A 26,732-nucleotide genomic window follows, 5' to 3' on the forward strand; every position below is an offset into this window, starting at 1 on the left:
TATTATGTTGCTGCAATATGTATGTTCAGCTCTTTCGCCCTCTCAAGCGCGAGTGGTGTCACGACAGCGCCTTCCCTGACCGTTAATTCCCGGTATCCTCTTTCATAATACGTCTCCACCAGCTCTTCTGTGATAAGGCTGTCCGTCTCTGACGCTTCCGCCCCAAGGACTTCAAATCCCGGTACGAGCCCCGCAAAGGAGACTCCCATATCCCAGAGATCTGACGCCAGATCCCTGATCTGTTTTGCAAACCTGCCATCCGGCAGCTCTCCGGGGGCATACGGAAGCCGTACTTTCACGGTCTTTTTCATCATCAGGAAGCAGAGGGCAGCCTTTACGAATATATCTTCCTCTTTTCCTTCCCTTAAGTTCCTTAAGAAGCCGACGGAAGGGGCGTAAATCTCCAGTCTCTCATAAGTTTTGATTGCTCCGAACACCTTTCTCACATCTTCTCTGTTGCTCTTATACAGAACCCCTGCCGTACCGGATGCACATATTGCAGGGCATGCCTCCTCCAGAAAGAATTCCATTCGTTTTAATTCATTATATAGCTCATACTCTGCAACCAGTTCCTCTGGTGCGATTGGATAGCCCGGAATCATGAACAATATCTTATCGGAATCTTCTGACATATCTCTTTTCTTCATGTAATACAGGAGCACCCGGTGTATGACGGAGCTGATCTCTTCCTTGCTGATCTTCATAGGCATCCATCCAGACTCAATTGTTTGATTATGTTTTTAAAGCTCTCCACCTTCAGGCCCGCCCCGCCTATCAGAAAGCCGTCTACATGTGGTACGGAAGCAATCTCTTTCACATTATTTGCATTGACGCTCCCGCCATACAAGATCCGGGAACAGTCCCCGGCATCTCTGCCCGCCGCCAGGACATCATGAATGTAACGGTGGGTTTCTTCAATCTCTTTTATCGTCGGGATGACGCCTGTTCCGATAGCCCACACCGGCTCATACGCGATGATGCACTGTGCGGGCTTCTCCTTGCATACCTTTGCAGCAGCTTCTATCTGCCCCTTCAATACTTCTTTATAAGCGCCGCTTCGGCGCTCTTCTAACGTCTCGCCGATGCAGATGACCGGAACGACACCGTACTCCAGCGCCTTTGACGCCTTCCGTGCCACGATATCTGAAGTCTCACCGTAATATGCCCTGCGCTCCGAATGTCCGGCCAGAACGTAAGAGCAGCCACAGTCGGCCAGCATCGCGGCGCTTACCTCTCCCGTATACGCGCCCTTGTCCTGTTCCGCGACGTCCTGCGCCCCATAGGTCACTGTCTCATACCGAAGCATCTTCTGAGCGTCCGGCAGGTAAGGAAACGGGGGGAATATGATTATGTCCAGGTATTCCGGCACTTTCGTATCGCACAGCTCTCTTAGAAACGCTCTTGTCTCTTTTGCGCTCATATTCATCTTCCAGTTCGCCGCGACAATGTATGCTCTCTTTCCTTCTGCCTCCAGCTTCTGCCCCATATGCGCGCGGACCAGTTGTTCAATCTCTCTTCTCTCCACCTTGTCTTCCTCTCTGCCAAGCTGCTACTGCATCTCAGGTGCAAACAGCACTTTTGTAAAGACTTCCGTCCGGTTGAACATCATGTCAAACACTGCTTTACAGTCTTCCAGGCGGACCTTGTGTGTTATCAATGGTTCTACATTTATCTTGCCAAGATTCATATACTCAAGAGCGCTCATCCACTCATTGATCGGGAGCGGGTTGATGGATGAATTCCAGCTTCCGTGTATCGTGAGCTCTCCCCGCAATATGGCAGCTATCGTGCTGTTCGGATATGTGACGTCATCATACGTAATGCCTCCATATACGACTTCCCCATTCTTTTTGCACGACGCGACGGCCTGGACATGCGTGAACCTGCTTCCTGCAAATTCGATTGCGATGTCTACACCTTCGCCGCCGGTCAACTCTTTGATAGCTTTCACCGCATCCGTATCTTTTCCGTTGATTCCATAGGTAGCCCCGAGCTTCTTAGCCAGCTCCAGCTTTTCATCCGCCACGTCTACGGCGAATACCTTCGTGCATCCCAGCTCTTTTAACCACTGTACGGTGATATATCCGATAGCCCCAAGACCAAACACGGCGGCACTTTTTCCGGCCTCCATCCTCACCTTGCGCACGGCATGAAGCCCTACGGATACCGGGTCTGTCATCGCCCCCATGTCGTAGCTTACGTTCTGGGGAAGCTTCAGGCAGTTCCCGGACTCGACCACGATATATTCTGCCATCGCGCCGTCACGTCTGGAGCCATAATAATCATATGTATCGCACAGATGTGACTGCCCCACTTTACAATACTGGCATGTCCCGCATGGAAGCAGCGGCATGACCGATACTCTGTCCCCGGTTTTTAAGCCACCCTGTGCTTTTGTCCCGCACTCTACAATCTGTCCGGCAAATTCATGTCCAATCGTGGTGGGGAAGTGATACGTACCCTTTACCATAACACGTGGTATATCGGAGCCGCACACTCCACAGCTCTTTACTTTAATCAGCACCTGCGTGTCCTTCTCGATCTCCGGAACATCCACTTCCACACATCGAATGTCTTTTGGTGCAAACAGGCGTACTGCTCTCATTTTCTGTGGCATATCTTATCCCTCCTTAATGAACATTCGTTCATTACTTAGTATATTTTGTTCCTCTTTTTGATAGTATCACCGTGTCTGCCAAATGTCAATAACAAATTCTACACATATTGTAACATATGTTACTTATGGTTTTACGAGAACTTTCAGTGCATTCTTGTCTCTGATGGAGACAAACCCGTCCTGGATGTCTTCAAGCTTACATACTTGCGTGACATATTTCTCCAAGTCAAGCCTTCCTTCTTCTACATATGCCAGAATCTGCCGCATCATCGCCGGAGTCGTCGCATGGACGCCATGGACGGACAGCTCCTTATAGTGAATCAGGTTGCTGTCAATATATCCTTTCCCGTCACCTGCCAGTCCTCCGAACAGGCTGATTCTCCCCATCTTGGAAGCTATCATCTGTGCCTCTGTATGGACGGACGGCACCGAGAGTGCAGTGATAACCACATTGGCGCCACGCCCCCCGGTTATCCGCTCCACCTCTTCCACCGTATTCTGTTCCTTCGGATTGATCATGATAATGCCCGGTATCATCTTCTTTGCTATCTCTGCCCTCACCTCGGCGATTTCCACCATGATAATCATCGTGGCCCCGGCAAGTCTTGCCAGCTCTGCATGGATGCATCCGATGTACCCGGAGCCGTATATGACGACAGTATCCTCCGGCTGTATATTCAGATAATGCTGCGCGTTTAATGCACATGCCGTCGGCTCTGCCAGCACAGCCGACATGTCTGGAACGTTATCCGGCACTTTTATCACATTTCCCATCTTGATTGCCTGCTTCGTCACTTCCATCTTCTCTGCAAATGCACCTTCATATTGGAAACCGAAGGTCTCCAGGTGGTCACACATGTTCGTATGTCCTGTCTGGCATGGCCAGCATTGCCCGCAGCCGACAGCCGGCGCCACCGTCACCCGGTCTCCTTCTTTAAGCCCGTACGCCTTTGCATATGCCCCTGCATGAGTAAGCACCCCCACAGATTCATGTCCCAGGATACGCGGAGGGGTAATCTTTTCATTCCCTTTCATAAATGTCCGGAAATCTGTTCCACAGATGGACGCATACGTTATCTGTATGATTGCGTTGTTTTCTGTCGCAATCGGCTCCGGCACATCCTGTACCTTCATATTTCTACTTTCATCCATCACATAAGCCTTCATCTCAATCCATCACCTTCCTGTTCTGCCTCATGCGCAATATCCTGCAGGCGTTTGTAAAAATCATGCAGTTCGACCGTGTACTTGTCGTACAAGTCCATATATTTCCTGTATGTTCTGCCCGTCTTTGCATCGGGCTTATATTCCTTGATGACTCTGACATGCTCTCTTGCCGTCTGCTTCAGATCCCCGAAGATACCGACCGCGTTTCCAGCCAGAAGCGCCGCTCCCCACATCGCCACATCTTCTCGGTTGAGTGCGGCGTAAGTCTTACCCTGTACATCTGCACACATTTGGCTCCATACCGGAGATTTGGCGCCTCCCCCGATGATCTTGACGCTGTCCATGGCATACTCCGGGTACAGCCTTTCGATACTTTTTACCGAAAGAGAAAAATCATAGGTAAAGCTCTCCAGAAGCGCTTTATAAAAATGTTCCCGGGAATGGCTCCAGTCGAACCCCATCCACATCCCTCTGAGCGCCCCGTCAAGCGGCATAGAGCTGCCGCCTAGCAGCCCGACTGCCATGACGCCGTCACAGCCCGGCTTTATGCCGGATATCATCTGCTCCATCTGTGCGAACATCTCTCTCGTCGTTATGCCTTCGTGCTTTACAAAGGTATTCATGAACCAGTCCAGCGTAATTCCCGAACCGGCGACAAAATGAGTGGCAAAGAAGTCTCCCGGGATAGCAGAGGGAATGACATCCAGCCGTCTTGCCTCCATGTCCGGACGGTATTCCTTCACACAGCAGCTCACCTCTCCATAGGAGGAGGCTTCAAAAATCATATCTCCGTAATCGACGATTCCCGCACCTAGACATCCTGCCGCCTTGTCACCTGCCCCTGACACGAGCGGAATCCCTGCCTTCAGTCCTGTAAGTGACGCCATTTGCTTATTCAAGTGTGCGCAGATGTGGTTAGAGTTCACTATCTCAGGCAGATACCTCTGATCCAGGTGTATCGCGTCACATATCTCATCGGACCATCTGTCATTCTGGACATCCGCCAGGCCCGTCCACTGTGTAAAGGATCGGTCAATGACTGCTTCATCTGCCGGGATATCTCCGAGCTTTCCTATCACATATCCGCTGATCATCAGATATTTTGCAATCTTCTTGCTTTCCCCCGGATATTCGGTCCGGAACCACTCGTACTTTGGCGCCATCTGCGGGAAGTTCGTGCCGCCGATACATAAGAACTTGTCCTTCAGCTCCTTCATCTGCCGCTCTGCATACGGCATGTACCTGCTGTCCAGAGAGCAGGACCAGGTGGTAACGTCATTCCAATCTCTGTCCACTCCCATAAAGCCAGACATCTGCCCGGTAAATGCAATCGCTTCCACCTGGCTGCTTCTGTCTCCGAGCGTTGCAGCCGCTTTCTTCATACACTCCACGACAGACCCGAGCAGTTCTTCTCCTTTTTGGATAAAGATGCCGGGAGCCGGCCGGTAGTCCTTCACCGGCTCTGTCTCTACTGCTACGCAACTGCTCTTGGCATCGTATACGCCGACCTTGATAAAGCTCGTTCCCAAGTCGATTGCCATCAACAATGTATCTTTCCTTCCTGACATTGCTACACCTCATCTCTCATCATTTTTTTCAGGTTATCATACAGCTTCAGATACGTTTCAAACACTGCCTTGTACTTCTCATTTGCCGTCATGTCCGGCTCTATCACCTCGCTAGTCGTGACCATGGCGTCAGCCGCCTCTTCAAAAGTCTTATAGTACCTCCCCTGTGCCGCGGCGACGACACAGCAGCCGAGCACTCCTGCCTGGCTTTCTTTGTTCACCACGATCGGCCTGCCTGTGACATCTGCGATGATCTGCAGCCATGACCTGTCTTTTGTCACGCCTCCGCAGGCGACGATCTTATCGATCCTGCATCCCTGCTCCTCAAAATTTTCTACAATATTGCGCGTACCAAATGCAACCGACTCCAGCACCGCCCGGTAAATGTGCTTCCACGTATGCTTCATGGTCAGCCCATATATGACACCCTTGGCAAACGAATCTTTATAAGGGGTCCGGTTCCCCTGGAAGAAATCGAGTACGACGACACCCTCGGCTCCGATGTCCGTATCCTTCACGCTCTCCATCAGCCTGGCATACACGTTGTCCTTGCTGCCTTCTATGTGGAAGTTCTTCCTAAACCAGTTCACCAGGCCCGCGGCAGATATCTGCCCGCCTTCCAGCAGCCAGCTGCCGTCTATGATCGCGCTGTCATATGGCCCCCATATCCCTTTCACATCGATTCGTTCCGGGGTGAGGCACAGGTGGACAAAGCTTGTCCCCATCGTCACCGCCAGTTTGCTGGCAGTGATTGCATTCGTACCGAACATTGCCATATGCGCGTCGATACATCCCTGCACGATCTTCATATTCGGATTGATACCATACTTTTTGGCAAAGTCCTCTGATATGGTACCTACCTCTTCGCCAATTTTTAGTACTTTCGTTATCAGCTTTTCTTCGTAGTCTTCCAGCCCTATTCTTGTAAAATAGTCCCGGCTGAACCCGCCTTCCGACAGCACATAGTTCCATTTACACGTGGCATTGCAGATGGACGCGGCCATGCAGCCGGTCAGCTTGAAGTTAATCCAGTCCAGCTGTTCTATAATCCTATAGCTCTCGTCATAGATTTCTCTTTCGTTGCGTTTGATCCAGACAACTTTTGGAATGAGCCACTCAGGTGACACTTCATATCCGCAATGCTTTAATCTATCGTGCTTTGTCGCGTTGATTTCTTCCGCTACCCCTCTGCTTCTGACATCCATCCACATCATCGCATTCGTGATGGGTGTCCCTCTATCGTCGACAGGTACTGCTGTCGATGATGTTGCACACACCGTACCTGCCACGATAGCCTGCTTCTGTTCATCCGTCAGGTCAGCACAGCATCTGCCGAACGTCTCCTCTATACTCTTCCACCACATCATCGGGTCTTGTTCCGCCCACCCAGGACGCGGGTACTCTGTCTCCCATTTTGTCTCGTGGATGGTGACGATATTACCCGTTTCATCTGCAATGCCTATCCGCACGCCTTGCGTACCTGTGTCGATACCAACAAACAAATTCCCCATATATGCCTCCTGTCATAAATATGGAAGGAGCAGAGATTGCCACTCCGCTCCTTCCTCTGCTAAATCTCAATGAAAAGTTCTTTTTCAGACATATCTACAGAGGACAAGTCATTGTGATATGCTCTCTCCGGCAGCACGACCAGCACGTTTACTTCTGTCTTATGCATAGGAAGCGGCATGTAATGCCATACCCCCGGATTCAGGTGGACCATCGTGTACCGGGGTACGATAAATGCCTCCAGGTCCTCCCGGCATGGTTCTGCTTCCGAGCCTGCCTTCGCCAGGCACAGCACCATATCATCATCCATCGGCATCATAATCTCCGCAGTATAATTGTGGTGCTCCAGCGCCATGATCTGAAACTTGCCATCTCTGGCAACCGATAGAGTGGACAGGCCCATGTTTGGAGACGCCGCGCAGTATCTGACCGAATCCCTGTAGAAGGTAAACAATCCATTCCCAAAGCCGGCCGCTTCTTTATCCAGCATATTATGTACCTGCCCATATTCAGTAAAGTTATCCTTTGATATTTCTTTTGCTTTCATCTTCCTGCCCATCCTCTCTTTACGGTTTTATGATGACTTTTAGCGAGCCTTCTCCTTTAGCGTTCTGCTCGAATGCGTCCTGCCACTGATCCAAGCTAAAAGAATGTGTCACGACTCCATCCGTATAGATCGTATCGTCTGCAATCCACTCTGTCACAACATCAAAACAATATGGACCGAGATGAGAACCCAGAATATCCAGCTCTTTGCCGTCACCTATGACTGACCAGTCTACAGACACCTTCTGCCCGAATACGCTGAACTCGATGAACCGGCCGAGCTTCCTTATGGAGTCCAGACCTTGCTGTACACTTGACGGATGGCCTGTCGCTTCGATATAGATGTCGCATCCATACCCCTTCGTCAGCGACTTTATCTCTTCCTCTATATTACATTTCGCCGGATTCAGCACGATGTCCGCCCCAAACCGTTTTGCTATCTCAAGCCTGTCATCCATCATGTCTATCGCCACTAATGTCTTTGGATTTCTCAGACGGGCGTAATTGACCATTGCAAGCCCAAGCGTCCCGACACCCGACAGCACGACGACATCCGTATTGGATATGTCTGCCCTGTCGACCGCGTGCTTTGCACAGCTGTATGGCTCGATCAGCACCGCTTTTTCAAGTTCCAGGTCTTTTGGAATCTGGTAGATTCTCGTCTTCGCAGGCAGCACCATATACTCGGCCATAGCTCCGTTGACATGTTCCCGGAACCCGAATATATCCGCTTTATCGCACATCCAGTACTTGCCTGTCTGGCAGAACATGCACTCCCCGCACGGTACGATCTGTTCACCCGTAACCCTGTCCCCAATCTTTACATCGCCTTCATATCCTTCGCTTACTTCCACTACCTCGCCGACAAATTCATGCCCTGGTATGAACGGGGTCTTTACCCACGGTTCTGAAGTACCATCTCCCCAGTACCCTTCTGCACCATGCCAGTTCTTGATATCGCTGGCACATACTCCGCATGCCTCTACTTTTATGAGAACCTCTCCGCGTTTTAGTTCAGGAACAGGATAGTTTTCCTCGAGCACATATTTCCCTTTTTCATATACGACTAATGCTTTCATCGTCTTTACTGTTTTTGCCATTTCTACACCTCCGTCAAACCGCTGTTTATCCCTCTGTCAAATAGTTTCTGATTTATTTGCTGTAAATTCCTGCAGCAGAACTGATGCTATGATGATTGCCCCTTTGATGATATCCTGTGGGTAGGCCGGCACTGCCAGCAGGTTCATGATATTGCTGATGAAGGCAAGCACGAACACACCGACAACCGTCTTGAGGACCGAGCCGCGCCCCCCGCTTAAGCTCGCGCCTCCGATGACACACGCCGCAATGGCATCCAGTTCCAGCCCCTGTCCGATAATCGGGGTCCCGATAGCGGTTCTGGAGGATGCGATAATTCCCGCCATACCGGAACAGACACCCGATATCGCATAGACCGCCAGCTTGTACCACCTTGTCCGGATACCCGCCAGCCGTACTGCCATCTCGTTGCTGCCGATTGCGATTACAATCCGACCGAACGAAGTGTATTTCAACACGATCCAGAACAGTACGACAAAAAGTAGCGCGATGATAGCAAGCCACGGTACCGCCCCCGCAAAATTGGCGACACCGAGACGTCCGATCGTATTCTGCGGCGTCTGTACCGGCTGTCCGTTCGAGATGACGTACGCGACGCCTCTGGCTATGGTCATCATGGCAAGCGATGCCACGAACGAGGCCATATTCGTAATCGCCACGAAGAATCCGGTCAGCAGCCCGCAGGCCAGCCCGCACAGCAGTGGAAGGGCAATCGCCCCGAACATTCCAAGACCTTTCGTGGTGAGCGCATAGGCTACCATAACACTTCCGAGCGCCACGATAGAACCGACCGACAGGTCGATTCCTCCTGTCAGGATGACAAAGAGCATCCCCATGCACACAATCGTAGTTCCTGAATATTGTCTCAACAGATTTGTTATATTCTGCAAGGTAAAAAAATCAGGTGAAATAACTGCGCATATGATAAGCAATAACAGCAGCATGATATATGTATTATTATTGATTAATATTTTTCCGATTTTACTTCCACTATTCTTCATGATCGTTTACTCCCATCGAATATCTTATTAGTCTGTCTTCGCCCAGCTCATCCTTCTGAAGTTCTCCCACTATCGTACCCTGGCGCATGATGACCGCCCTGTCACACATGCCGATAATCTCTGTCATTTCCGAGGAAACCATAATGATAGCCACGCCCTGTTCCGCCAGGTCATTGATATTTTTATATATCTCAACCTTTGCACCTACATCGACACCTCGCGTAGGCTCATCTAAAATAATACATTTGCAGTCTGCAACGAGCCATTTTGCCAGTGCTACCTTCTGCTGGTTGCCGCCTGACAGACTGGCAGTTGCATCTTCGATAGAATTATATTTTGTCGCAAGCTGGCGCAGGACATCTGTCGTCACCGTCTTGTCTTTTCTCATATTAATCAGGCCGAGCAGACGGGTCACCTTTTTCAGCGAGGACATGGTCGTGTTGACGCGGATACTTTGCTGCAGCAGCACACCCTGTTGTTTCCTGTCTTCCGGCAGCAGCCCGAGCCCGTTTTTCACAGCCTGTCTCGGAGACTTGAAGTTCACCTTATTCCCAAGGAACAGGACTTCTCCTGAATCTCTTTTGTCGGCTCCGAATATGACCCGCATCGTCTCCGTCCTTCCGACTCCAACCAGGCCGCTGAAGCCGAGCACCTCTCCGGCACGAACAGAAAAGGATACATCGCGCACCATCTTGCCCCTGTTCAGATTTCTGACTTCTAATACTACATCTCCTATCCTGGCATCTCTCGGTGGGAACAGGGTGGACATGTCTCTTCCTACCATCAGGTTGACAAGCTTCCCTTTGTCAATGTCTTTCGCGTCCACCTGCCTCACGAATGTCCCGTCTTTCAGAACAGTAATCGAATCGCAGATACGGAATATCTCTTCTAATCTGTGTGAGATATAGATGATGCTGACCCCGCTTTTCTTCAGCTTGTCAATCAGCAGAAAGAGCTTTTCAATCTCAGTAAATGTCAACACCGCGGTAGGTTCATCCAGGACGAGGATCTTCGCGTTCCTCGTCAGATTCTTGCATATTTCTACCACCTGCTGGTATGCCACTGTCAACGTCTCGACCCTCTGCTTCGCATTGATTTCTGAAAATCCCAGCTCTGCCAGAATCTCTGTGGCTTTCTCGTTCAGCTCTCTCCAGTTGATAAATTTATTCTTTGACGACAGTCTGTCGATGAATATATTTTCGGCAACCGTCAGATGCGGAGCGAGCATAAATTCCTGGTAAATCGTAGCCACGCCTAATTGCTTCGCATCTTTTGGAGAAGAAATCTTCACTTCTTTTCCATCTATGAATATGACGCCTTCATCTTTTTGAAAAGCTCCGGATAGAATCTTCATCAAAGTTGATTTCCCAGCGCCGTTCTCTCCTACTAACGCGTGTACTTCCCCCGGTTTAATCTTCAGCGACACATCATTTAACGCCAAAACCCCGCCAAATCTTTTGACGATGTTTTTCATCTCAACCCTGTAATTGTCCGCCATCCCTTCAACTCCTTATACATTTCATGCTATTTTTGTAAAGAGGATATTTCAAAAAGAAATATCCTCCCTAAGCTCATTCGTTTTTCAAGCCTTCCATTTAAAATGCTGCGTCTGCGTTGTAATACTCTCCCGCATTATCGACGGTATAGCATAACGGCGGTGTTCGTGTCACTTCTTCATAATCATCAGCAGTCTTGCCATTTTCCAGTACATCCACTGCGATTTCCAGTGTCATTGCAGAGACGGTCGTCGGGCTGTTGTCGCCTGTCGCAAGATAATCTGTCCCGTCTGCAATCAGCTTCAGCGCTTCCTTCTGGCCGTCTGCCGCAGCAGCCAGCTTGATGCCTGACATGCCTGCATTTTCAATGGCCGTCATAGCGCCTAACAGCATATTGTCATTTTCGCCGAGAACGAGGTTGATGTTCTTGTTGGCGACGAGCAGGTCTTCCATGGCCGGAAGTCCTTCATCTGCTGTCCAGTTGCCCCATCCCTGTCCATTGATTGCAAAATCCGCTTCTTCATGGTAGGCCTTGCCCGTATCGATCAAGGTCTGCTCCATCTCTCTTGCCTGCTTCCATGCATCATCCTCGGAGCATCCTGTTCTCTGCTCTATGATTCCACATATCAGACCGGTACGTCTTTCCTGAGAAACGACAGCACCTTTCACGCCCGACAGCAGAACGGAGATGATAGGTTCCTCGGCAAATGACTCGCCTACATATAAGCCGACCGCCCGTCCATTTCTCTCATTGTCGGAACATACGATCGTCACACACTCTGCGGAAGAATCCGGCGCGTTATCGACTGCGATAACTGGGATTCCGGCATTGGCTGCATTGGAGATAGACTGGAGACATGCCTCGGAATCAATCGGATTGATGATAATCAGGTCATAACCCTGACTTACGAACGTCTCCATATTTTCCATTTCCTTGTCGATATTTTCATCTGCATTCAAGCTTGCATATTCCCATCCAAGTGCCTCTACATCTTCCTTTAATGCCGCGTCCAGGGCAACAAAGTACGGGTTGTTCAAAGTTTTATTAGCGTAGCCTACTTTGAAGCTTTTCTTCGTCTCCTTGTCCGCGCTGTCGTCTTTACTGTCTCCTCCTTTGGAACATCCTGCCAGTGCCAACACCATCGCTGCCATAACGAGAATACTGAGCAACTTTTTCATTTTTCCTTTCATCCATCTTTCCTCCTAATCATTTGTTTTTTCCGCATGCGTTTGATACTATCATTTCGTCAAAAGTAAACCGTAGTATCATTTGTTCATATATGAAACACTTTTGTAAACCAATACTATCACAGAAACATTTCATTGTCAACATTAACAAAACATTTTATCGGGCTTAATATTTTTTGTGCATTTTATGCATAACAAAAGCCGGCGTACGATTATCCATAACCGCACGCCGGCTTTTATCCATTCATATTTATCATTCTATTCGAATATCTCAGGCTTGGCATCCCTGATTGCATCCACCGTATTTTCATTTGTCACGAATACATTTACCACATTACCTTTCAGAGCGCCTAATATGCTCTCAACCTTGCTCTCCCCGACAGCAACGCCTATCCTTGTGTCGATCCTCTTGATCTGCTCATAGGGGACCGCCACCGTCCTTACATCCAGGTCCGGGTCGCAGATGTCGCCGCCGGAGTCTATCACATGTGTACAGATATCTCCGACAGCGCCTCTCTGTCTTAACTTGCTGATCTCATCCGGCCTTAAGTAGCCTGCACGGGCAAGGGCACACTGTTCCCCGAACTTTCCCATCGTAACGATGGCGATATTCACCCGCTGCGCATAGCGCAGCACGTCTGTCATCGTATGTTCCTTATCTATGGCTTCCTTTATCTTCTTATCATCGACAATGGCCGGGAAAGGCAGCACATACCCCGCACTGTTCAGCATGGCAGAAAAAGCTTTTGTTATCTCGGATACATAGACGTTTCTCTTGATATTGCTGACGCCGCCACACATCTGGACCGCTATCATATCTTTCAGGTCATCCCGTTTCGGCAGCGCTTTAGCACACTCATATACAGTCTCTCCCCAGGAAAAACCGATGACATCTCCATTTTTCAAAATACTGTTCAGATATCTCGCCGCTGCTTCTCCCACTTGCTGCAAAGGATTTATATCCTCTACCTTGGGAACGACAATCACTTTATTCAGTCCATAATATACTCTCAGCTTACGTTCCAGCCAGTTTTCAGACATGACAGGGTCCTCGATGTTGATTTTGACAATCCCTGCCTGCTTAGCCTCATGCAGCAGCTTGGAGATATACGGCCTGGACAGATTAATCTTTTTAGCGATTTCGTTCTGGCTCAGATCATGTTCATAATATAATCTTGCCACCTGTACAAGCAATTCCGTTCTTTGCATATCCTTGTTCCTGTTATTTCCCATCAAATTTTCCTGCCATTCTTTCATTCTATACGTATCACCCGTATATGGTACTTTTTGTTTCATATTAACAGCCATAGTATTTTTTGTCAACATTACGTGAACTTATGTTCTTTTTGTTCCTGCTATGGAGAGGCTGTCGTTCTTATGGTTTCCTTACGTGTTCCTGCCTTTCCTTGGGTAATCTGTTAAACAATTCTTGCGTGTTTTCATTATATTGGAAAAACTCACGTAATCTGTATGGCAGAAGCTGCAGAAATTCTCCAAGTGGAAGAAAGGTCGTTGAAAGAAATTTCATAATCTCCTCATTCGTCCACAATTCCTTGTTCTGCAAAAGATATTTCGCCGCATTAAACGGACTCTTATGATAAGCTATTATTGCCCTGGCAGCTCTTGTATCCCCTGCTTTCACCTGCATATACAAGAATCGCGGGAAGTCGTCGGATAAAACCTTGTAACCTGCAAATCGGTCGTCGGGATTATATGCAATTCCAAATGCCGGGGCAAAATCCATTATCTCATGAGCCGTATGATAAGGAATCTGTGTATGGTCATAGTGCCTGCGCCAATATGCCATGATTGCCCATCCCACAGCGGCAATTTCTTCCTTTTTGGCTCCCGCTTCACGTGCAAGCCCCATCATCCTGGCGGCTGAAAAGGAATGTCTTGCATACATGGGCAGGTGCTTTCTGCGCGCATACTCGTAACTTGGAGACGTTTCCTCCGCACTAAACTTCACCACGTTTGGATCACAAAGATTCAGATGTCCACCTCCGCCTTTTACCAGCTTACGGTCCCCGCGAATCTGCGAATTATCCGGACGGTCATACGGTCTTCTTCCGGCTAATGTAGTTGCATCAAAATGCAGTCCTTTAAAGAGAAGCTCATCTCCTGATTTTTCAAAAAAGTAATGCATCAAATCATGGAGTACGCCTGTCTTCTGCCGAATATCATATGCCTTTGGATCATTCAAAACCGCCCAGTAGTCCGGCAGTTCATGTCTGTTTCCTTTTCCGCTGAAATAGGACTTATACAGCGTCCACACTGCCGGTTTTGCCAGAGGTGTCCCGTCCATTTTGTGCGTGACAGCGCTCTTCGCCTGAATTTCACTTGTAATTGTACTTTTATTGGTGTTAGTGTCAATGTAATGCTTTAATTTCATAAATACAGAATCCAGATGGTAGCTGACCGCCGGATCTTTTAATATCTCTTCTGCCTTTTCTTTTTCCTCCTGTCTGCCCGGCTTTGCATTTACCCATCCGGTCAGGGCAAGCGCTGCTTCATAGTAATTTTTATAGGCTCTGGGTTGAAACTTCTTTCCAAAATCCAGGTTTTTGCTGTCGCTTCCGGCCTCGTCTGCTATCCATGCCCTGATCTGGGAACGAAGCTTTCCGCCTGGATCCTGAATGATCTGTTCTTCTATTTCTTTAAGATAAGTATCTTCCTCTGACCCACTTATCAAAGTGCGGCGCTTTGCATCCAGTTCATCCAGCATCTTCACTGCTATACCTGTAATCGTATCCTCCATTACTTTTCCTGCAGTTGCCGAATGTGTACGCTTCGCACAATAATATCTGTCTGTATAATCATCCGTCTTTATAATCAAATATCTCTGTATGATTCCACCCGCTCTTTTATCGGTTGTCTTCTTTTTCTGCTCATACTCATACATCTGGTTTCCTCCCTGTCTAAAATCATACCATCACCTACATCTCCCCTCCTTGCTATAGCAAAGCCGTCGTATAACGCACCATCCTTTTATGCTCAGATTCGGAAGGTTACATACGATCTGCCTCCCTCTCAAGCGCTGAATCATCATTCACCGGCTGCCCGTTTACCTTTGCCGTAGGGGCTACTCTTCCTTCCATCTGCTGTACGACATGTCCCAGTTCATGACCGAGATGCCGTTCCTGTCCCGGACCTATATACACGTCCTGCCCCTGCGTATACGCAAGCGCCTGGAACTGTGCAGGCCTGTCAGAATTATAATGCACTTTCACATCATCAAAGGAACAGCCCGAACGGTCTTCGAACTTTTCTTTTACACGGTCCGGTATTCCGGTCTTGTTGACCTGTGTCCTCTTTTTTTCTTCGTACTGGTACATAGGGCACCTCCTGTCTGAACGGTGTTACACATTTACTTTTAACTGTCCGGGGGCTGTTATCGTTATGACACCCATACCGTTCATGCACATCAGCTTTGCATCGCTTCTAAGACACGGCACTTTTTTGACGAGGGGTGCCTTTCCCGGATTTATCCATGGTGCTGCTGCCATACAATTGCACGGCTGCGGGGTGAGCACGCCGAGCGCCGCCGCTGTGGCGGACGCCACCTGCGGGTTGGCCAGCGATGTACACATGGCGAATCCGGATATATTGGTCTTCCCTGCCATATCCTGTATCGTTGCCACCGGTTTTCCGCCCGCCCGGCACATCTGCTGTGATGTTACCCGGAGCGTACACGGTGCCGTGCCAAAGCTGCATGTCAGCAACGCGCCGTCAACTGCTGCCTGTGCCATCTCTTACACCTCCTTTTCATTCACCTTTTCGGTTCCTGCTCATCTATCTGCCTTCCAGCTCTTCTGGCAGCATCAGTTTGCCGTACTTCAGATAGCACTGCTTCACCGCGGCCTTGACATGCCGGTCTGCTATTGCTCCTCCCTCTGCCGCTGCAAGAAATGCCGCGTTTTGCATCGTCTCTTTTATCTCGCTGCCTGAGAGTTCAAACTGCCGGGCATAGAAGTTAAGATTCACGTCGTCTTCGGCGGGAGCCTTTGCAGGCAGAGCTTTCTGCCATAGGCACCTGCGTTCCTGTTCATCCGGCAGCTGGAATTCAATCATCATCTTAATACGCCGCCGGAATGCTTCGTCCATATTGTCCTTCAGGTTCGTCGTCAATATCGTAATCCCCTCATAATCCTCCATCCTTTGAAGCAGATGGGCAATCTCTCCGTTCGAGTGACGGTCATGGGAATCCTTTACACCGGTCCGCTTCGTAAAGAACGCATCCGCCTCATCAAAGAGCAGCACGATATCCATATCCTTTGCCTTGTCGAACAGGCTGCTTATATTCTTCTGCGTCTCACCGATGTATTTGCTCATCATCTGGGACATATCCACCCGGTATAGCGACAGCCCGAGCTCTCCTGCAATTATCTGGGCTGCCATCGTCTTGCCTGTGCCGGAAGGGCCGTAGAACAGGGCGCTGATTCCCCGCCCGTATGGCTTGCCTTCATAAAAGCCCCAATCACTTCCTACGAGGCTTCTGTACCTGACCTGGCTGCACAGTTCCTTTAGCCGCGCCCCTGTATCCGCACATACGATCAGGTCCTCCCAGGAATATGCCGTGGGTATCCGCACCGCAAATTCGCTGAAATTTTCATTTTGATACATGTCCACAGCCTTCACAAAATCCTGCTCCTCAACCAGGTCTCTGCCTTCGCCGTCACGGTAAAGGCCGGCAGAACGCACCACACGCGCTACAGCTCCTGCGTTCAGCGTATACCGCCCCGCCAGGACTGGGGCCTTTACTGTATCTGAGACCCTGGCCTGTCCAAGATGATATTCCCAGAGCAGTACCCGCTGGGCAATATCGGGAGGAGGAAGCCTGATTTCCGCCTGCTCATAGCTCCCTTCCTGGGGCAGTGCAATGCTTCTGTCCGTTACCACATAACAGGAGATTCCTTCATTTATAAGGCCATACAGCAGCTCGCCCCACCGCCCCTCGTCATCTTCCTTTCGTCCGGCGATCAGGCAGAACATCGGTCTCTTCTCTGCCAACATCCGGGACAGTACGCCAAAGACGGCATTTCCGTTCTCAAGGCAGCACTGATACAGCATTTCCATATCTGCACATACAAGCGGCTTTCTCAGCCGCGCAGCCGCCTTACGCATCAGGGTCCTCCTGCCGCAGCCACCTGCCCCGCGGACAACGATGATTCTCGGACATCCCTGCCTGCTCCGCTCTTCCATGTGGCGTATCCATGCTTCCTGCTCCCCATATACATCCGGTTTTATCGACCCCCTCTCTTCTTCCGGGTCTGCCTGCCAGAGAACATATCTGAGCTTTTCTTCTAACTGTCTTGTCATATCCATCATCTTATTCTCCACTGCCTCTATGCGCACTGTCACTAACGTCCCATCGGTTTCATATTGACCCTGCGTTCTCTCACCCTTGTGACTTCCTTAGTTACTGCTGAATCTATAACAACCGGTGTCACTTTATAAAAGAGGGAGACTTTATATGGTTCCTCCTGAAAGGGCCACAGCTTCAGCTTGTCCTCTGTAGAAACCCTCTGCAGCTCAATCCGTGCCATGGTATCCCCGGGCAGCAGGAACGGGTAATCGTGAAAATACTGAATAATCTTACCCAGGATCTGCTCCTCCTGAATAGAGCAAAACCGCACGTCCCCGTCGGAGTATGCCGTTATCATATAATAGAGAGACAGGCAGACAGGCGGATACTGCTGCCTGCTCACAGATATGTCGAGCATCGTCTGGGGACGTACGGCCTCGCTCTCCTGGATATCGTACAGAAAGATGCCGAGGCTTGCATGCTCCCGCTGCGTGGGGCTGCACAGCACGATTTGTCCCGGAAACCGGATAAGCTCCGGCACGAGCTGCTCTTTTAAGTTGTTCATCATAGATTCACTGATCTTAGCAATCGTCGTATAAGCTCCCATCATCAACACCTCCCACAGGGACTGACCCCCTTTACAATACTGTACATCTCCCACACTGTGCCCCCGTATCCAGGCTCCCTTCCGGGAGAGGCGCTAACACGCCATTGATATCCATATAGATATGTCCGTCGCAACGGGCACTTTCCTGACCGCACACGATGCGTATACGTAAGCCGGCCGGAAGAAAGCGCTTGAGAATGCGTGAGAGCTTTTCGCTCCTGACTGGGTCGGACTGCTGTTCGAACGCAAGGAAGAGTTCCTCTTTTGCCACGTCCATGACGTTCGGTCCGGCTTCCATAAAGATATCGCACAGCCGCAGGACAGCGGCTTTCGTACCCTTTCTCCGGTTCAGCCAATACAGGTTCAAAAGCAGCGTCCTCTCTTCCTTTTCCGTCAGTCCCAGACGGACACCGCCAAACCCCATCCACCTTGTGTACAGCCGGACAAGTTCCCGGTCCGCACTCTCTGCGTCAAGCAGACTGGCGCTCTCATCAATCTTCCTCTGCATGTCCCGGTATAAGGTGGACAGTACACAGAGATAGCGCTCTAAGAAGCCGCCCGGTTCCCGGTATACTTCCGGAAACATCTGCATAAATTCATCTCCCGGATTCTCGATGAAAATCTCATCAAATACTGCTTTCCCCGGACCCGCTGCTTCAATATATATCCAGAGATAACGTCCTCTCATACCGTTTAACAGGACGTTCTCGCTGTTTGTTCCGGCTTTTCTGCCGTATGTATGGAATATCCCTGCTTTTTTATTCGAATCTGCACCAGCGCTGTCTGGCAGCTGTTCCGGCAATTCCTTATCATTGCCGGACAGCGTATAGATATGGCACAGGCCATGTTCCGGCAGACGCATCCGGATATGGAGCCTCCCCCACATCGTGTCCTTCTCCATACTGTCTGCAGGCGGAAGAAAGACGCGTCCTGTCCCCGCTCCTGGCTTTACCGAAAATATCCCGTCAACTGTATACCTTTTCATAAGCGCAGCTACTCCTCACGTATTACGATATCCCCTGGATAGCAGGCCGCGTCCGGAGGGATGGGGATGTCTGTACCCGGCCGGATGAATCTGCCCGGAACACCGGCAGGAATGGTCTTAAGTTCCAGTATATGGCCTGTCCCCGGGCAGGCGCGTATCCGGCCGGAAAGGCTGTCAAAAGATATGATCTGTCCGATTTCCCTTTCGTTCCTCCTGTCGTCCAGCTCCTCGGCAATCTCTTGCCTTACCTTCTTGATGTCCCATTTTTCCCTGTCTATCACAGAAACGGTCACATACACGTCCACCCGTATGTATGTAGGATCCTTAATCGACACCTTAGCCGTCAGTATCTTTCTTTTGTCAAGATACCGCTCTATCTGGCGCCGATACAGAAGGGGCAGCCGTGGAAAGGCAGCTTCGGTCCCCGCCATGACGGCTACGCATATCTGGTTCCTTTTTTCCTCAAAATAAGCCGACACCTTGCGGATACACAGCCCTGGCGTCTGTAGTGCCAGCTCTTTATAATCTTTTTCTGTCACAGCCAGGACCGGCTGCATCATATCCTGCAGAAAACGCTTTCTGATATCCTGGAAGGATTCCTTCGCGCGTCCTTTTCTCCCTCTCACAGGATTGCGTACCCGGACGCCTGCATTCCCTCCGGCAGAGGTCAGTACATTGCCAAAGCGTATATTTCCCGCGTCCCATACTGACAGCGCATAGTCCGAGAGGAAGATATTGCAGCCTGTATACGGTCCTGCATCATGGATGCAGATCTGGCCGCTGTCTTCCTCGTATGTGTAGAACACGCCGTCCCTCTTTTCTGTCCCGGGACGGAAGAAGGTACAGCAGGTGCTTCCCTCCGCTTTCGCATACCTCACGCCGATGCAGAGCACTTTCGCATCCGCACAGCCACCGGGAGGCAGGTCAAACTTCTGGTTCTCCCATCCCCCCAATACCCCCATCTCCCGGTGCAGCATCATCTCTCTGTTGCAGCAGATGACGATAACCGCATTCTCTTCTTCTGCAGGCAGGTATCTGCGTTGCCTGTCCAGAAAGCAGATCTGCAGCCTGCCGTCCTCCATCAAGCGTTTCTCATAATATCTGCCTTGTACTTCCTCACTGCCCGGTCCGGCATGCTCTGCATATCTGATATAATCTCCGCATCCTTGTTCCCTTACATACACGAAGAAGAAATTCTCTTCCGGAAAGACCGGCTGGATCCGGATGTCTTCTCTTCCTCCGAAGCTCATGGAAAAGGACTGGGTATCCCTCTGTATGAGTGAGAACAGGGGGCCATGTACTGCCACCAGCTCAGGCGCCCTGTCATATGCCGTCTCAACGATGCGGCAGCAGAGCATATACCCTTTCCTTGCGCCAACCTGTTCCTTCACAAGCCGGTCGGTGTCTATCCAAAGGATAATCTTCCCGCTCTGCAGGAAACCATGCGTCTCATCCTGACATACGATATCCTCATATCCACAGGAGGTCAGGCAGCTCCACCGCATCCTGGCAAAATCCACCGGCTCTTCCTCGGAAAACGGATTCCTTGTTCCAGATGTTTTGACCTCTGCATACAGCTGCACGCCAACTTTCCTTCCACAGGGAAGCTCATCAAAAAGAAAATATACCTCGTCACCTGTTAAGGGCTCGCTGCCGAAAGGACGGGCATTCATCGGCACACCTTCCTTCAGCTCCTTTATCTCCCGGAATTCGTCCTGCCCCTTCACATATACGCCGAGAAGGCGGCCCTGCATAGCGCGCACCTCCTCCTCTGTCTCAAAACAGACGTTATTCACATAGAACTTCTGATGTCTCGGAAAGCTGAACGGACCTTTCTGGGCCAGCTCCACAGCCAGCCTTGCATTTTCCGGCTCCAGCGGCACAAATCCCGCCAGCTTCAGAAGGCTGATCCTGGCGTGCTCCGTCACCTGTGCGGCGGATTCTCTTTGTACGAGATGAAGCGCAGACAGGTTCTCCAATATCGTCATGCCCGGATCAGACGGATTCCTGTTCGTCCACTCTTGCGAATAGATACCGGCCAGAGATGCCGCCTCTTCCATCAGTTTTTCTAGTTCTTCCATCATACATGCACCTCATGTGTCCCGTTCGTGCACACCATGAACGGGGTCCGGGAAAGTCTTCCAAGCTCCATTGTATGCCCGCCGTGTTCATCCACATAGCTTACAGTGATATTGGCATGTTCAATCTTTGTTATGGGGGAAAAAGACCGCACCGCCATTAGTATCTGAGATTCCTTCGGCACATAACCCGCCCGTGGTTCCGTACGCCCCCTTCTCCTGACCGGCCCAAAGAGGCCGTACAGTCCTTCCAGTATACGGCTGCGTTCTTCCAGTGCACGTTTCCATTCCTCCACGGTAACCCACAGCTCTACAGACACATTTACGAATATAGGCTCCCGGACCAGCAGATCCTTCTTCTTCACTGACGCCGGTGCCATCTGCAGCAGATATGCCGTAAGCTCGTCTTTCATCTGCCGGAAAGAATGTGGCCCGGCCTCATAGTCCTGCATGAGCACTGCAAGGATAATCTGCCGCCCTTTCACCTCGCACCATGCATTTGCAATCGTACCGGAGAATGCCTTGGCAGCGTTGACGTAATCCTGTTCTGATACAAGCCTCCCCCCTGTTCCAAGCATCATACGGCCCCGCCGCTTCACACTGTCTTCTGCCTCCAGATTGCTGCCACCGGATGCCGCCAGGGGATTGTAGATACGCTCCACATTGGGCAATGAGAAAGCGGCGTATTGTATGGCATTCTCCGGAACATTTCCTTCTGCTCCGTCACAACTTACGATTTCCATCATAAATGCGGCTCCGCCGGCATTCCACGGAATCCTGGCGGTGCGCCCATCTCCAAATCTAACTTCCTGTCCGGCTCTGTCTACCACATAATGTCTGCCTTTTGCATCGGAAATGTCAAAAGAGGGAATCTCCTTATAACGGACGGTTCTCTCCCCTTCTCTTGCCCATATGTTTACATCAAGCAGCTGTGCTGCCGGTGCGGAAAAGGACATGCCAGGAACTGCCCGTTCTGTATATTGGGCCCTCACAGGGCCGTGCTCTACGTTCCAGACCTCCGCCCCATTGATATAGATATGCTCTGCCACAGGATACGCCACTTCTTCTGCAGCCGTTTTCCTTGCCGTAAACCGTATCCAGTATCTCTTCTCACCTTCCACATCCATGGGAGACATGTTGGCCGGAGGTACAAAAAGGATGGTTCCGGAGTTCTTCAGCTCCTCTGTATTGTTCAATACCTTAAGGGGCTGGAATCCTTTAGGGGAGGAGTATTCTATGACTGTCTGGACGCCGCTGGAATTGATGTTCTTCTTTATGACAAAATAGAGGCTGACAGGACCTCCTGCCGGCTTCTTGTCGAAGCCAAGCAGCATGCTCTCTCCTCTGTATGGGAACCTAAGGAAAGCAGGCACCGGTTTCTTCCTCTTGATATAACCGGTCAGGTCCGTCTCCATATTTCCCTGTCTTCTTACCGTCTGTTCCGGGCCAAGCTGTGTCTCTTGCTGAGAATACGCCACCTCTATGTTCGTGAGATATGGGTAATGATGTCTTGCGGGACGGTGATAGCAGTAGTCTGCCTTGACAATCTGTAGGCGGATAAGATGCCCTCTGTATCCTTCCTGCTCCATTTCTTCCCAGTCGTCCGGACAGAGGAACGATATGCTCCTCTTCCCTTCGCCACCGTGCTGTGAAAACATATGGGACAGGCATTCCTGAACCGGAAGCCTGCGGAACCCCTGCCCGTTATAGTAGGACAGTGACACTTCCTGTATGTATACTTCTGCCGCCCGCTCTCCTTCCAGTGCGTTCGGCCTGCGCTTGATCAGCTTCAGCTCCTCTTCTATCGGCACAGCGTCCCTCACTTCGCGCGATTTAAATATAAGCCCGAAGTCCACTGTAATCTCTGTCCCTTCCCGGATAAGGCTGCTGTCGAAGCCAATATAGCATTCTTTGTACAAGCTGATCTCTTCTCCAAATACCGCCGCCGTATTCCCTGCAATCTCCTGTGCACCGTCATACAGATACGACGGCGGTGCCGACTTCCTGCCCGCAATAAAGCATATGGCCGGAAGACAGAGGTCATCGTCCGGTACACCTTTGCGCTCAATCACAAGCGTATCGCTGTCCGCGCCCTGGCCTATTACGATATATTCTCCCTGCCTTACTTTCTTCGTTATCGGAACCCTCTCTTCCCCCGCAAGAAGCGAAAAGGCATACCGGCTGTCATCCATGAGCCTCTCTGCCACATCCGCGCTTCCAAATCCGATGGATAATTCAGACACCTCTCCCCGGAACAGCCACGGATGTCTGATATATAGTTCATTCTTATATGGAATGAACGGTACAAAGCGAAAGAGAGAAATCGGGCAGGCAAGCTCCCCTCCATCCTTACAGAGGGGAATGACCGTCCTGTCTTTTTCTGATATGGCAAAGGCCGCCGTTATCCTGGCATCGGTCAGGTACACGTCATGAGCCGATTCGAACACGACCGGCGTGTCACGCTCCGGAAGCTCCGCATAAAAGCGGCTCCCTTCCTTGACGAATATCCCTTCCTGCATTCCCGTGGATGGCTCCATCACGATGACTGCCCTTGCAGGTTCCGGTTTTCGCGGTGTAATCCCAAGCAGCCGCACAAGCTCGTCTTCATATCTGTCCGGAAGCGTATTATATGTTCGTATTACATCTTCCAGCTGCTTTGCAAATATATACGCCAGTACGGAACCGGTGTCGGGCCTTTCAAGCGAAAAATTCCACTCCGGCGTATAGGAGCCGGCCAGCGTCTTTATCTCCGAACAGATGTCTTCTATTGTTCTCTTATCAAGCATTGCCGTCCTCCTATGCCGTTTCCACCGGAATCGTAAGTCTGTCGTCCTTTCCTGTCCGGGCCACGGTATAACGGACATGGATGTACATGCAGGCTTCCTGGGCCTCAAACTTCGCCTCTACATCCACCTCTGATATACGCGGCTCCTGTGTCAATATCGTCTCTTTTACCTGCCGTTCCAGCACATGCAGCGTGGTCGGATTCGTATCTGTAAAAGGATAAGTCAGTATTCTGCTGCCAAATTCCGGCCTTGCCGGACGTTCCCCTTTCTGCGTCATCAGAATCAGATAGACCGAGTCTCTGATACTTTCGTTTTCATCTGCCAATACGAAACGTCCGGTCGTCCGGTCTATCTGGGGAGGGAACTTCATACCGCACCCAAGTCTCTCTCTTTCCTCCATCTTCTGCCTCCTCTTTTTAAGTCCTCACTGCCGCTTTGCCTCCTGCCGGCTTAGCCAAGATTTATGACGCTGCCCTTAACCGCGGCCATGCCATTGCTCTCGAGCTTCAGCGAAGTGGATGCCTCTACCGTCATGTTCTGGCCGGAAAGCGCCGCCTTCCCGTCCGTCTCGTACCGCATGGAATCGCTGGCATGGATATTCACTTGCTTCGCTTCTATCGAGACCTTTCCGCTGTTTCCGTTCAGAGTTACCGTAATCGTGTCTCCCACCTTGATCGTCAGCTTCTCCTCCGCCTTTATGACAATCTGCTTCTTCCCGTTGTCCAGTGAGATGCTCTGCCCCTTGCCGGCCGTACATATCTGTATGCTGTCTTTCTCTCCGTCACTGTCCTTTGCATCCAGCATGGCAATCTCGTTGCCATGCCGCGATACGATTCTCTTTACCTCGTTCTGCTCTTTTGCCGACTGGCTGATAAACTTATCATTGTTCCTCGGCACGGAACCGACGATAAAGGGGCGTTCGATGTTGCCATGTTCAAAGGCAAGCAGCACCTGGTCGCCGGCTTCCGGCTGGAAGTACTGTCCCCACTCCCTTCCGCTGTACATGTGGGCTACCTTTGCCCAGCGGTAGATGGAATTCTCCTCGTCCCGAACAGGTATCTGCACCTGTACCATGCCGGGAAGCTCCTTTTTATAGTTTTCAACTACAACCGCCAGGATGACGCCGTAGATTCGCTCTCCGCCGTTCTCTGTCGTCTTTATCTGCCGGCCGCTTATCTCTTCCACTTCATCATACAGTGACATCTCTTCATCCTCCGTCAGCCTTTGATCTTGTCTGCTCTTCCTTTTATCCGGCACCGGTAGCCTTCCGAACGGTCCATGCTGTGCTGCACTTCCTCCACATAGAAGCAGTTGTCCGCCGGGCTTCCCAGACCCCCGATTTCCATGAACTGTCCCGGCAGCAGTTCTGGTATCCCTACGCATTCGCAATCCAGCGTCGCGAACCTGTATGCAGCTCTTCCCGCCAGATACGCAAGCCGTTCCGATGCCTCTTCTCTCGATCGGATGGTGCTGTCTATATAGACCTTCTCCGACTGTTTGACCAGCTTGCCGGCATAATGGCCGAGCGACAGCTTATTATCCATCGTCTTCTTAGCCTTTACAAGTTCCCCTTTGCCGTCTTCCATGCAGCGTATTTCGGCCTTCCCCGCGAGTCCGCCCAGATCATATGAAATCTGGTACCTGGTCATGCCTTCCTCCGGGCCGAGCCTGTAATGCACCTTATCATCGGACCATGCCTTCCGGAAATGAACCGTGCCAAGCGTCGTAAAGAATTCAAACCCACACCGTTTTGCCCACCTGACGGTGAACTCATAATCGCTTTCCGTTACCATTTCCATCGACACAAGGTTCTTGTCGGCATTCCCCCTTGTCTTGTCCGGCGTAGCTTCTATGGCAAGCTTTTTAATGATCTCCCTCGCCGTCATCTCCTGATAGGCCGGCTTGTCAAACAATTCCCGCACCGCATCGCTTACATATCTCGCCTTCAGCTGTCTTGCGTGAGAATTCGCCATCATGATGCCTTTTACATCTACCGCGGTCACCTTCACGTAGGAATCTCCGTCCTCATTCAGAAACTCCGTACGGGAGATAAAGCCGCGGAATACTTCTTTTGTACCGGAGCTGTATCCCATCCTGACAAGGACATAAGAACCGAGCAGTATATATGGCTTCAGCTCCTTCATTCTATATTCGCCTGTCTTCCTGTCCACACAGCCGCTTATCAGATATTCTGCTTTGGACGCTTCATATCCGCTGCTCAGTTCTACATATACTCTCTCAATCAGCATTCCTGCACTCCTGCCGTCAAAGGCTCTTCCTTCTACTTCTACTTCGGCCTTCGGCAGTTGAAAGCCTCCATATGTCTCCTTCAGGCTGCTATAATTCACTGTTTACCACCCCTTTGAAATCATGCTGGACGATTTCCATGTGTACCTTCCCACGGACCGGCCTTCCTTCGCTGCTGAACATATCGAAAGAAGCATTCATCCGTTCTGCTTCTCCTTCAAAATCAACATCTCCCCAGCTGAAGATAATCTTCCTTGAACTTTCCTGAAACAGCATGCCGAGAAAGCCCTGGATTGTCTTTCTCACGTCACGGCCGCCCGCATCATCGATGACCAGGTCAAAAGACAGGGTGAGCTCTCCGCTGTCCGTATTCTGGTCTACCTGATTGTTCATCCTGTGGGTCTGAGGGTTCTCATAGGACACTGCCCCTGCCGATACCGACAGGTTCAGCGTAGATGGGTTATACTGCACCTCAATCGGATACAGATCTCCTGTCTCTCCGGGCACGGTCAATACTGCTTTTTTTAACATCAG

The 26,732-nt window shown here is 50.6% G+C and carries 24 protein-coding genes; all 24 read right to left on the reverse strand.

Annotated elements, in window-relative coordinates; translation table 11 throughout:
- Window positions 1-2: 2 nt before the first annotated feature.
- Window positions 3-704: a hypothetical protein gene (locus tag HJV72_RS07125; RefSeq protein ID WP_208069851.1), complete on the reverse strand. Its 702-nt coding sequence runs from the start codon at window positions 702-704 to the stop codon at window positions 3-5.
- Complete coding sequence (gene tpiA, locus HJV72_RS07130) at window positions 701-1,525, reverse strand: triose-phosphate isomerase (RefSeq protein WP_208069852.1); 825 nt, start codon at window positions 1,523-1,525, stop codon at window positions 701-703. Before tpiA ends, HJV72_RS07125 begins: the two co-directional genes overlap by 4 nt.
- A 24-nt stretch (window positions 1,526-1,549) precedes the next feature.
- Window positions 1,550-2,617, reverse strand: coding sequence for a galactitol-1-phosphate 5-dehydrogenase (locus HJV72_RS07135; RefSeq protein WP_208069853.1), 1,068 nt, complete (start codon window positions 2,615-2,617; stop codon window positions 1,550-1,552).
- 123 nt (window positions 2,618-2,740) lie between these two features.
- Window positions 2,741-3,769: an alcohol dehydrogenase catalytic domain-containing protein gene (locus HJV72_RS07140; RefSeq protein WP_208069854.1), complete on the reverse strand. Its 1,029-nt coding sequence runs from the start codon at window positions 3,767-3,769 to the stop codon at window positions 2,741-2,743.
- Between the two features lie 11 nt (window positions 3,770-3,780).
- Window positions 3,781-5,352, reverse strand: coding sequence for a xylulokinase (locus HJV72_RS07145; RefSeq protein ID WP_208069855.1), 1,572 nt, complete (start codon window positions 5,350-5,352; stop codon window positions 3,781-3,783).
- Window positions 5,353-5,354: 2 nt separating this feature from the next.
- The gene (locus HJV72_RS07150; protein ID WP_066574564.1) at window positions 5,355-6,863 is read right to left on the reverse strand and encodes an FGGY-family carbohydrate kinase; all 1,509 of its coding nucleotides are present in this window, start codon (window positions 6,861-6,863) and stop codon (window positions 5,355-5,357) included.
- A 59-nt stretch (window positions 6,864-6,922) separates the two neighbouring features.
- A complete protein-coding gene (locus tag HJV72_RS07155; RefSeq protein ID WP_208069856.1) occupies window positions 6,923-7,408 on the reverse strand; it encodes an ureidoglycolate lyase in 486 nt (161 codons plus the stop codon).
- Window positions 7,409-7,427: 19 nt separating this feature from the next.
- Window positions 7,428-8,507 (reverse strand): alcohol dehydrogenase catalytic domain-containing protein, encoded by a 1,080-nt coding sequence (locus HJV72_RS07160; protein WP_066574560.1) that lies wholly within the window; start codon window positions 8,505-8,507, stop codon window positions 7,428-7,430.
- 36 nt (window positions 8,508-8,543) lie between these two features.
- The gene (locus tag HJV72_RS07165) at window positions 8,544-9,506 is read right to left on the reverse strand and encodes an ABC transporter permease (RefSeq protein ID WP_208069858.1); all 963 of its coding nucleotides are present in this window, start codon (window positions 9,504-9,506) and stop codon (window positions 8,544-8,546) included.
- Window positions 9,496-11,004 (reverse strand): sugar ABC transporter ATP-binding protein, encoded by a 1,509-nt coding sequence (locus HJV72_RS07170; RefSeq protein WP_208069860.1) that lies wholly within the window; start codon window positions 11,002-11,004, stop codon window positions 9,496-9,498. Before HJV72_RS07170 ends, HJV72_RS07165 begins: the two co-directional genes overlap by 11 nt.
- Before the next feature lie 97 nt (window positions 11,005-11,101).
- A complete protein-coding gene (locus HJV72_RS07175; RefSeq protein WP_243765567.1) occupies window positions 11,102-12,193 on the reverse strand; it encodes a substrate-binding domain-containing protein in 1,092 nt (363 codons plus the stop codon).
- Window positions 12,194-12,448: 255 nt separating this feature from the next.
- Window positions 12,449-13,423 carry a sugar-binding transcriptional regulator gene (locus tag HJV72_RS07180; protein WP_208069862.1) on the reverse strand — a complete coding sequence of 325 codons (975 nt, stop codon included), beginning with the start codon at window positions 13,421-13,423 and terminating at the stop codon, window positions 12,449-12,451.
- A gap of 142 nt (window positions 13,424-13,565) precedes the next feature.
- Window positions 13,566-15,092, reverse strand: a complete 1,527-nt coding sequence (locus HJV72_RS07185) for a hypothetical protein (protein ID WP_208069864.1) — start codon at window positions 15,090-15,092, stop codon at window positions 13,566-13,568.
- A 106-nt stretch (window positions 15,093-15,198) separates the two neighbouring features.
- The gene (locus HJV72_RS07190; RefSeq protein WP_208069866.1) at window positions 15,199-15,525 is read right to left on the reverse strand and encodes an eCIS core domain-containing protein; all 327 of its coding nucleotides are present in this window, start codon (window positions 15,523-15,525) and stop codon (window positions 15,199-15,201) included.
- A 24-nt stretch (window positions 15,526-15,549) separates the two neighbouring features.
- Window positions 15,550-15,939, reverse strand: a complete 390-nt coding sequence (locus HJV72_RS07195; protein WP_208069868.1) for a DUF4280 domain-containing protein — start codon at window positions 15,937-15,939, stop codon at window positions 15,550-15,552.
- Between the two features lie 43 nt (window positions 15,940-15,982).
- The gene (locus HJV72_RS07200) at window positions 15,983-17,518 is read right to left on the reverse strand and encodes an ATP-binding protein (RefSeq protein WP_208069877.1); all 1,536 of its coding nucleotides are present in this window, start codon (window positions 17,516-17,518) and stop codon (window positions 15,983-15,985) included.
- Window positions 17,519-17,550: 32 nt separating this feature from the next.
- The gene (locus tag HJV72_RS07205; protein ID WP_208069879.1) at window positions 17,551-18,105 is read right to left on the reverse strand and encodes a DUF4255 domain-containing protein; all 555 of its coding nucleotides are present in this window, start codon (window positions 18,103-18,105) and stop codon (window positions 17,551-17,553) included.
- Window positions 18,106-18,133: 28 nt separating this feature from the next.
- Window positions 18,134-19,087 carry a hypothetical protein gene (locus tag HJV72_RS07210; RefSeq protein ID WP_208069880.1) on the reverse strand — a complete coding sequence of 318 codons (954 nt, stop codon included), beginning with the start codon at window positions 19,085-19,087 and terminating at the stop codon, window positions 18,134-18,136.
- Between the two features lie 8 nt (window positions 19,088-19,095).
- Window positions 19,096-21,171, reverse strand: coding sequence for a baseplate J/gp47 family protein (locus HJV72_RS07215; protein WP_208069887.1), 2,076 nt, complete (start codon window positions 21,169-21,171; stop codon window positions 19,096-19,098).
- Window positions 21,168-23,951 (reverse strand): baseplate J/gp47 family protein, encoded by a 2,784-nt coding sequence (locus tag HJV72_RS07220; RefSeq protein ID WP_208069895.1) that lies wholly within the window; start codon window positions 23,949-23,951, stop codon window positions 21,168-21,170. Before HJV72_RS07220 ends, HJV72_RS07215 begins: the two co-directional genes overlap by 4 nt.
- Window positions 23,952-23,961: 10 nt before the next feature.
- Window positions 23,962-24,351 (reverse strand): GPW/gp25 family protein, encoded by a 390-nt coding sequence (locus HJV72_RS07225; RefSeq protein ID WP_208069910.1) that lies wholly within the window; start codon window positions 24,349-24,351, stop codon window positions 23,962-23,964.
- Window positions 24,352-24,401: 50 nt separating this feature from the next.
- Window positions 24,402-25,154: a phage baseplate assembly protein V gene (locus HJV72_RS07230; RefSeq protein WP_208069911.1), complete on the reverse strand. Its 753-nt coding sequence runs from the start codon at window positions 25,152-25,154 to the stop codon at window positions 24,402-24,404.
- A gap of 14 nt (window positions 25,155-25,168) precedes the next feature.
- Window positions 25,169-26,299: a hypothetical protein gene (locus tag HJV72_RS07235; protein ID WP_208069912.1), complete on the reverse strand. Its 1,131-nt coding sequence runs from the start codon at window positions 26,297-26,299 to the stop codon at window positions 25,169-25,171.
- Window positions 26,289-26,729, reverse strand: coding sequence for a CIS tube protein (locus HJV72_RS07240; protein WP_208069913.1), 441 nt, complete (start codon window positions 26,727-26,729; stop codon window positions 26,289-26,291). The genes HJV72_RS07235 and HJV72_RS07240 overlap by 11 nt, the downstream gene beginning before the upstream one ends.
- Window positions 26,730-26,732 lie beyond the last annotated feature (3 nt).

It is taken from the genome of Extibacter sp. GGCC_0201, assembly GCF_017566055.1.
GTDB lineage: Bacteria > Bacillota > Clostridia > Lachnospirales > Lachnospiraceae > Extibacter.

Coding starts and splice junctions, on each gene's coding strand:
- HJV72_RS07125 (WP_208069851.1), bottom strand. CDS start 704: ATGAAGATCAGCAAGGAAGAGATCAGCTCCGTCATACACCGGGTGCTC.
- HJV72_RS07135 (WP_208069853.1), bottom strand. CDS start 2,617: ATGCCACAGAAAATGAGAGCAGTACGCCTGTTTGCACCAAAAGACATT.
- HJV72_RS07140 (WP_208069854.1), bottom strand. CDS start 3,769: ATGGATGAAAGTAGAAATATGAAGGTACAGGATGTGCCGGAGCCGATT.
- HJV72_RS07145 (WP_208069855.1), bottom strand. CDS start 5,352: ATGTCAGGAAGGAAAGATACATTGTTGATGGCAATCGACTTGGGAACG.
- HJV72_RS07150 (WP_066574564.1), bottom strand. CDS start 6,863: ATGGGGAATTTGTTTGTTGGTATCGACACAGGTACGCAAGGCGTGCGG.
- HJV72_RS07155 (WP_208069856.1), bottom strand. CDS start 7,408: ATGAAAGCAAAAGAAATATCAAAGGATAACTTTACTGAATATGGGCAG.
- HJV72_RS07160 (WP_066574560.1), bottom strand. CDS start 8,507: ATGGCAAAAACAGTAAAGACGATGAAAGCATTAGTCGTATATGAAAAA.
- HJV72_RS07165 (WP_208069858.1), bottom strand. CDS start 9,506: ATGAAGAATAGTGGAAGTAAAATCGGAAAAATATTAATCAATAATAAT.
- HJV72_RS07170 (WP_208069860.1), bottom strand. CDS start 11,004: ATGGCGGACAATTACAGGGTTGAGATGAAAAACATCGTCAAAAGATTT.
- HJV72_RS07175 (WP_243765567.1), bottom strand. CDS start 12,193: ATGAAAGGAAAAATGAAAAAGTTGCTCAGTATTCTCGTTATGGCAGCG.
- HJV72_RS07180 (WP_208069862.1), bottom strand. CDS start 13,423: ATGGGAAATAACAGGAACAAGGATATGCAAAGAACGGAATTGCTTGTA.
- HJV72_RS07185 (WP_208069864.1), bottom strand. CDS start 15,092: ATGTATGAGTATGAGCAGAAAAAGAAGACAACCGATAAAAGAGCGGGT.
- HJV72_RS07190 (WP_208069866.1), bottom strand. CDS start 15,525: ATGTACCAGTACGAAGAAAAAAAGAGGACACAGGTCAACAAGACCGGA.
- HJV72_RS07195 (WP_208069868.1), bottom strand. CDS start 15,939: ATGGCACAGGCAGCAGTTGACGGCGCGTTGCTGACATGCAGCTTTGGC.
- HJV72_RS07200 (WP_208069877.1), bottom strand. CDS start 17,518: ATGATGGATATGACAAGACAGTTAGAAGAAAAGCTCAGATATGTTCTC.
- HJV72_RS07205 (WP_208069879.1), bottom strand. CDS start 18,105: ATGATGGGAGCTTATACGACGATTGCTAAGATCAGTGAATCTATGATG.
- HJV72_RS07210 (WP_208069880.1), bottom strand. CDS start 19,087: ATGAAAAGGTATACAGTTGACGGGATATTTTCGGTAAAGCCAGGAGCG.
- HJV72_RS07215 (WP_208069887.1), bottom strand. CDS start 21,171: ATGATGGAAGAACTAGAAAAACTGATGGAAGAGGCGGCATCTCTGGCC.
- HJV72_RS07220 (WP_208069895.1), bottom strand. CDS start 23,951: ATGCTTGATAAGAGAACAATAGAAGACATCTGTTCGGAGATAAAGACG.
- HJV72_RS07225 (WP_208069910.1), bottom strand. CDS start 24,351: ATGGAGGAAAGAGAGAGACTTGGGTGCGGTATGAAGTTCCCTCCCCAG.
- HJV72_RS07230 (WP_208069911.1), bottom strand. CDS start 25,154: ATGTCACTGTATGATGAAGTGGAAGAGATAAGCGGCCGGCAGATAAAG.
- HJV72_RS07240 (WP_208069913.1), bottom strand. CDS start 26,729: ATGTTAAAAAAAGCAGTATTGACCGTGCCCGGAGAGACAGGAGATCTG.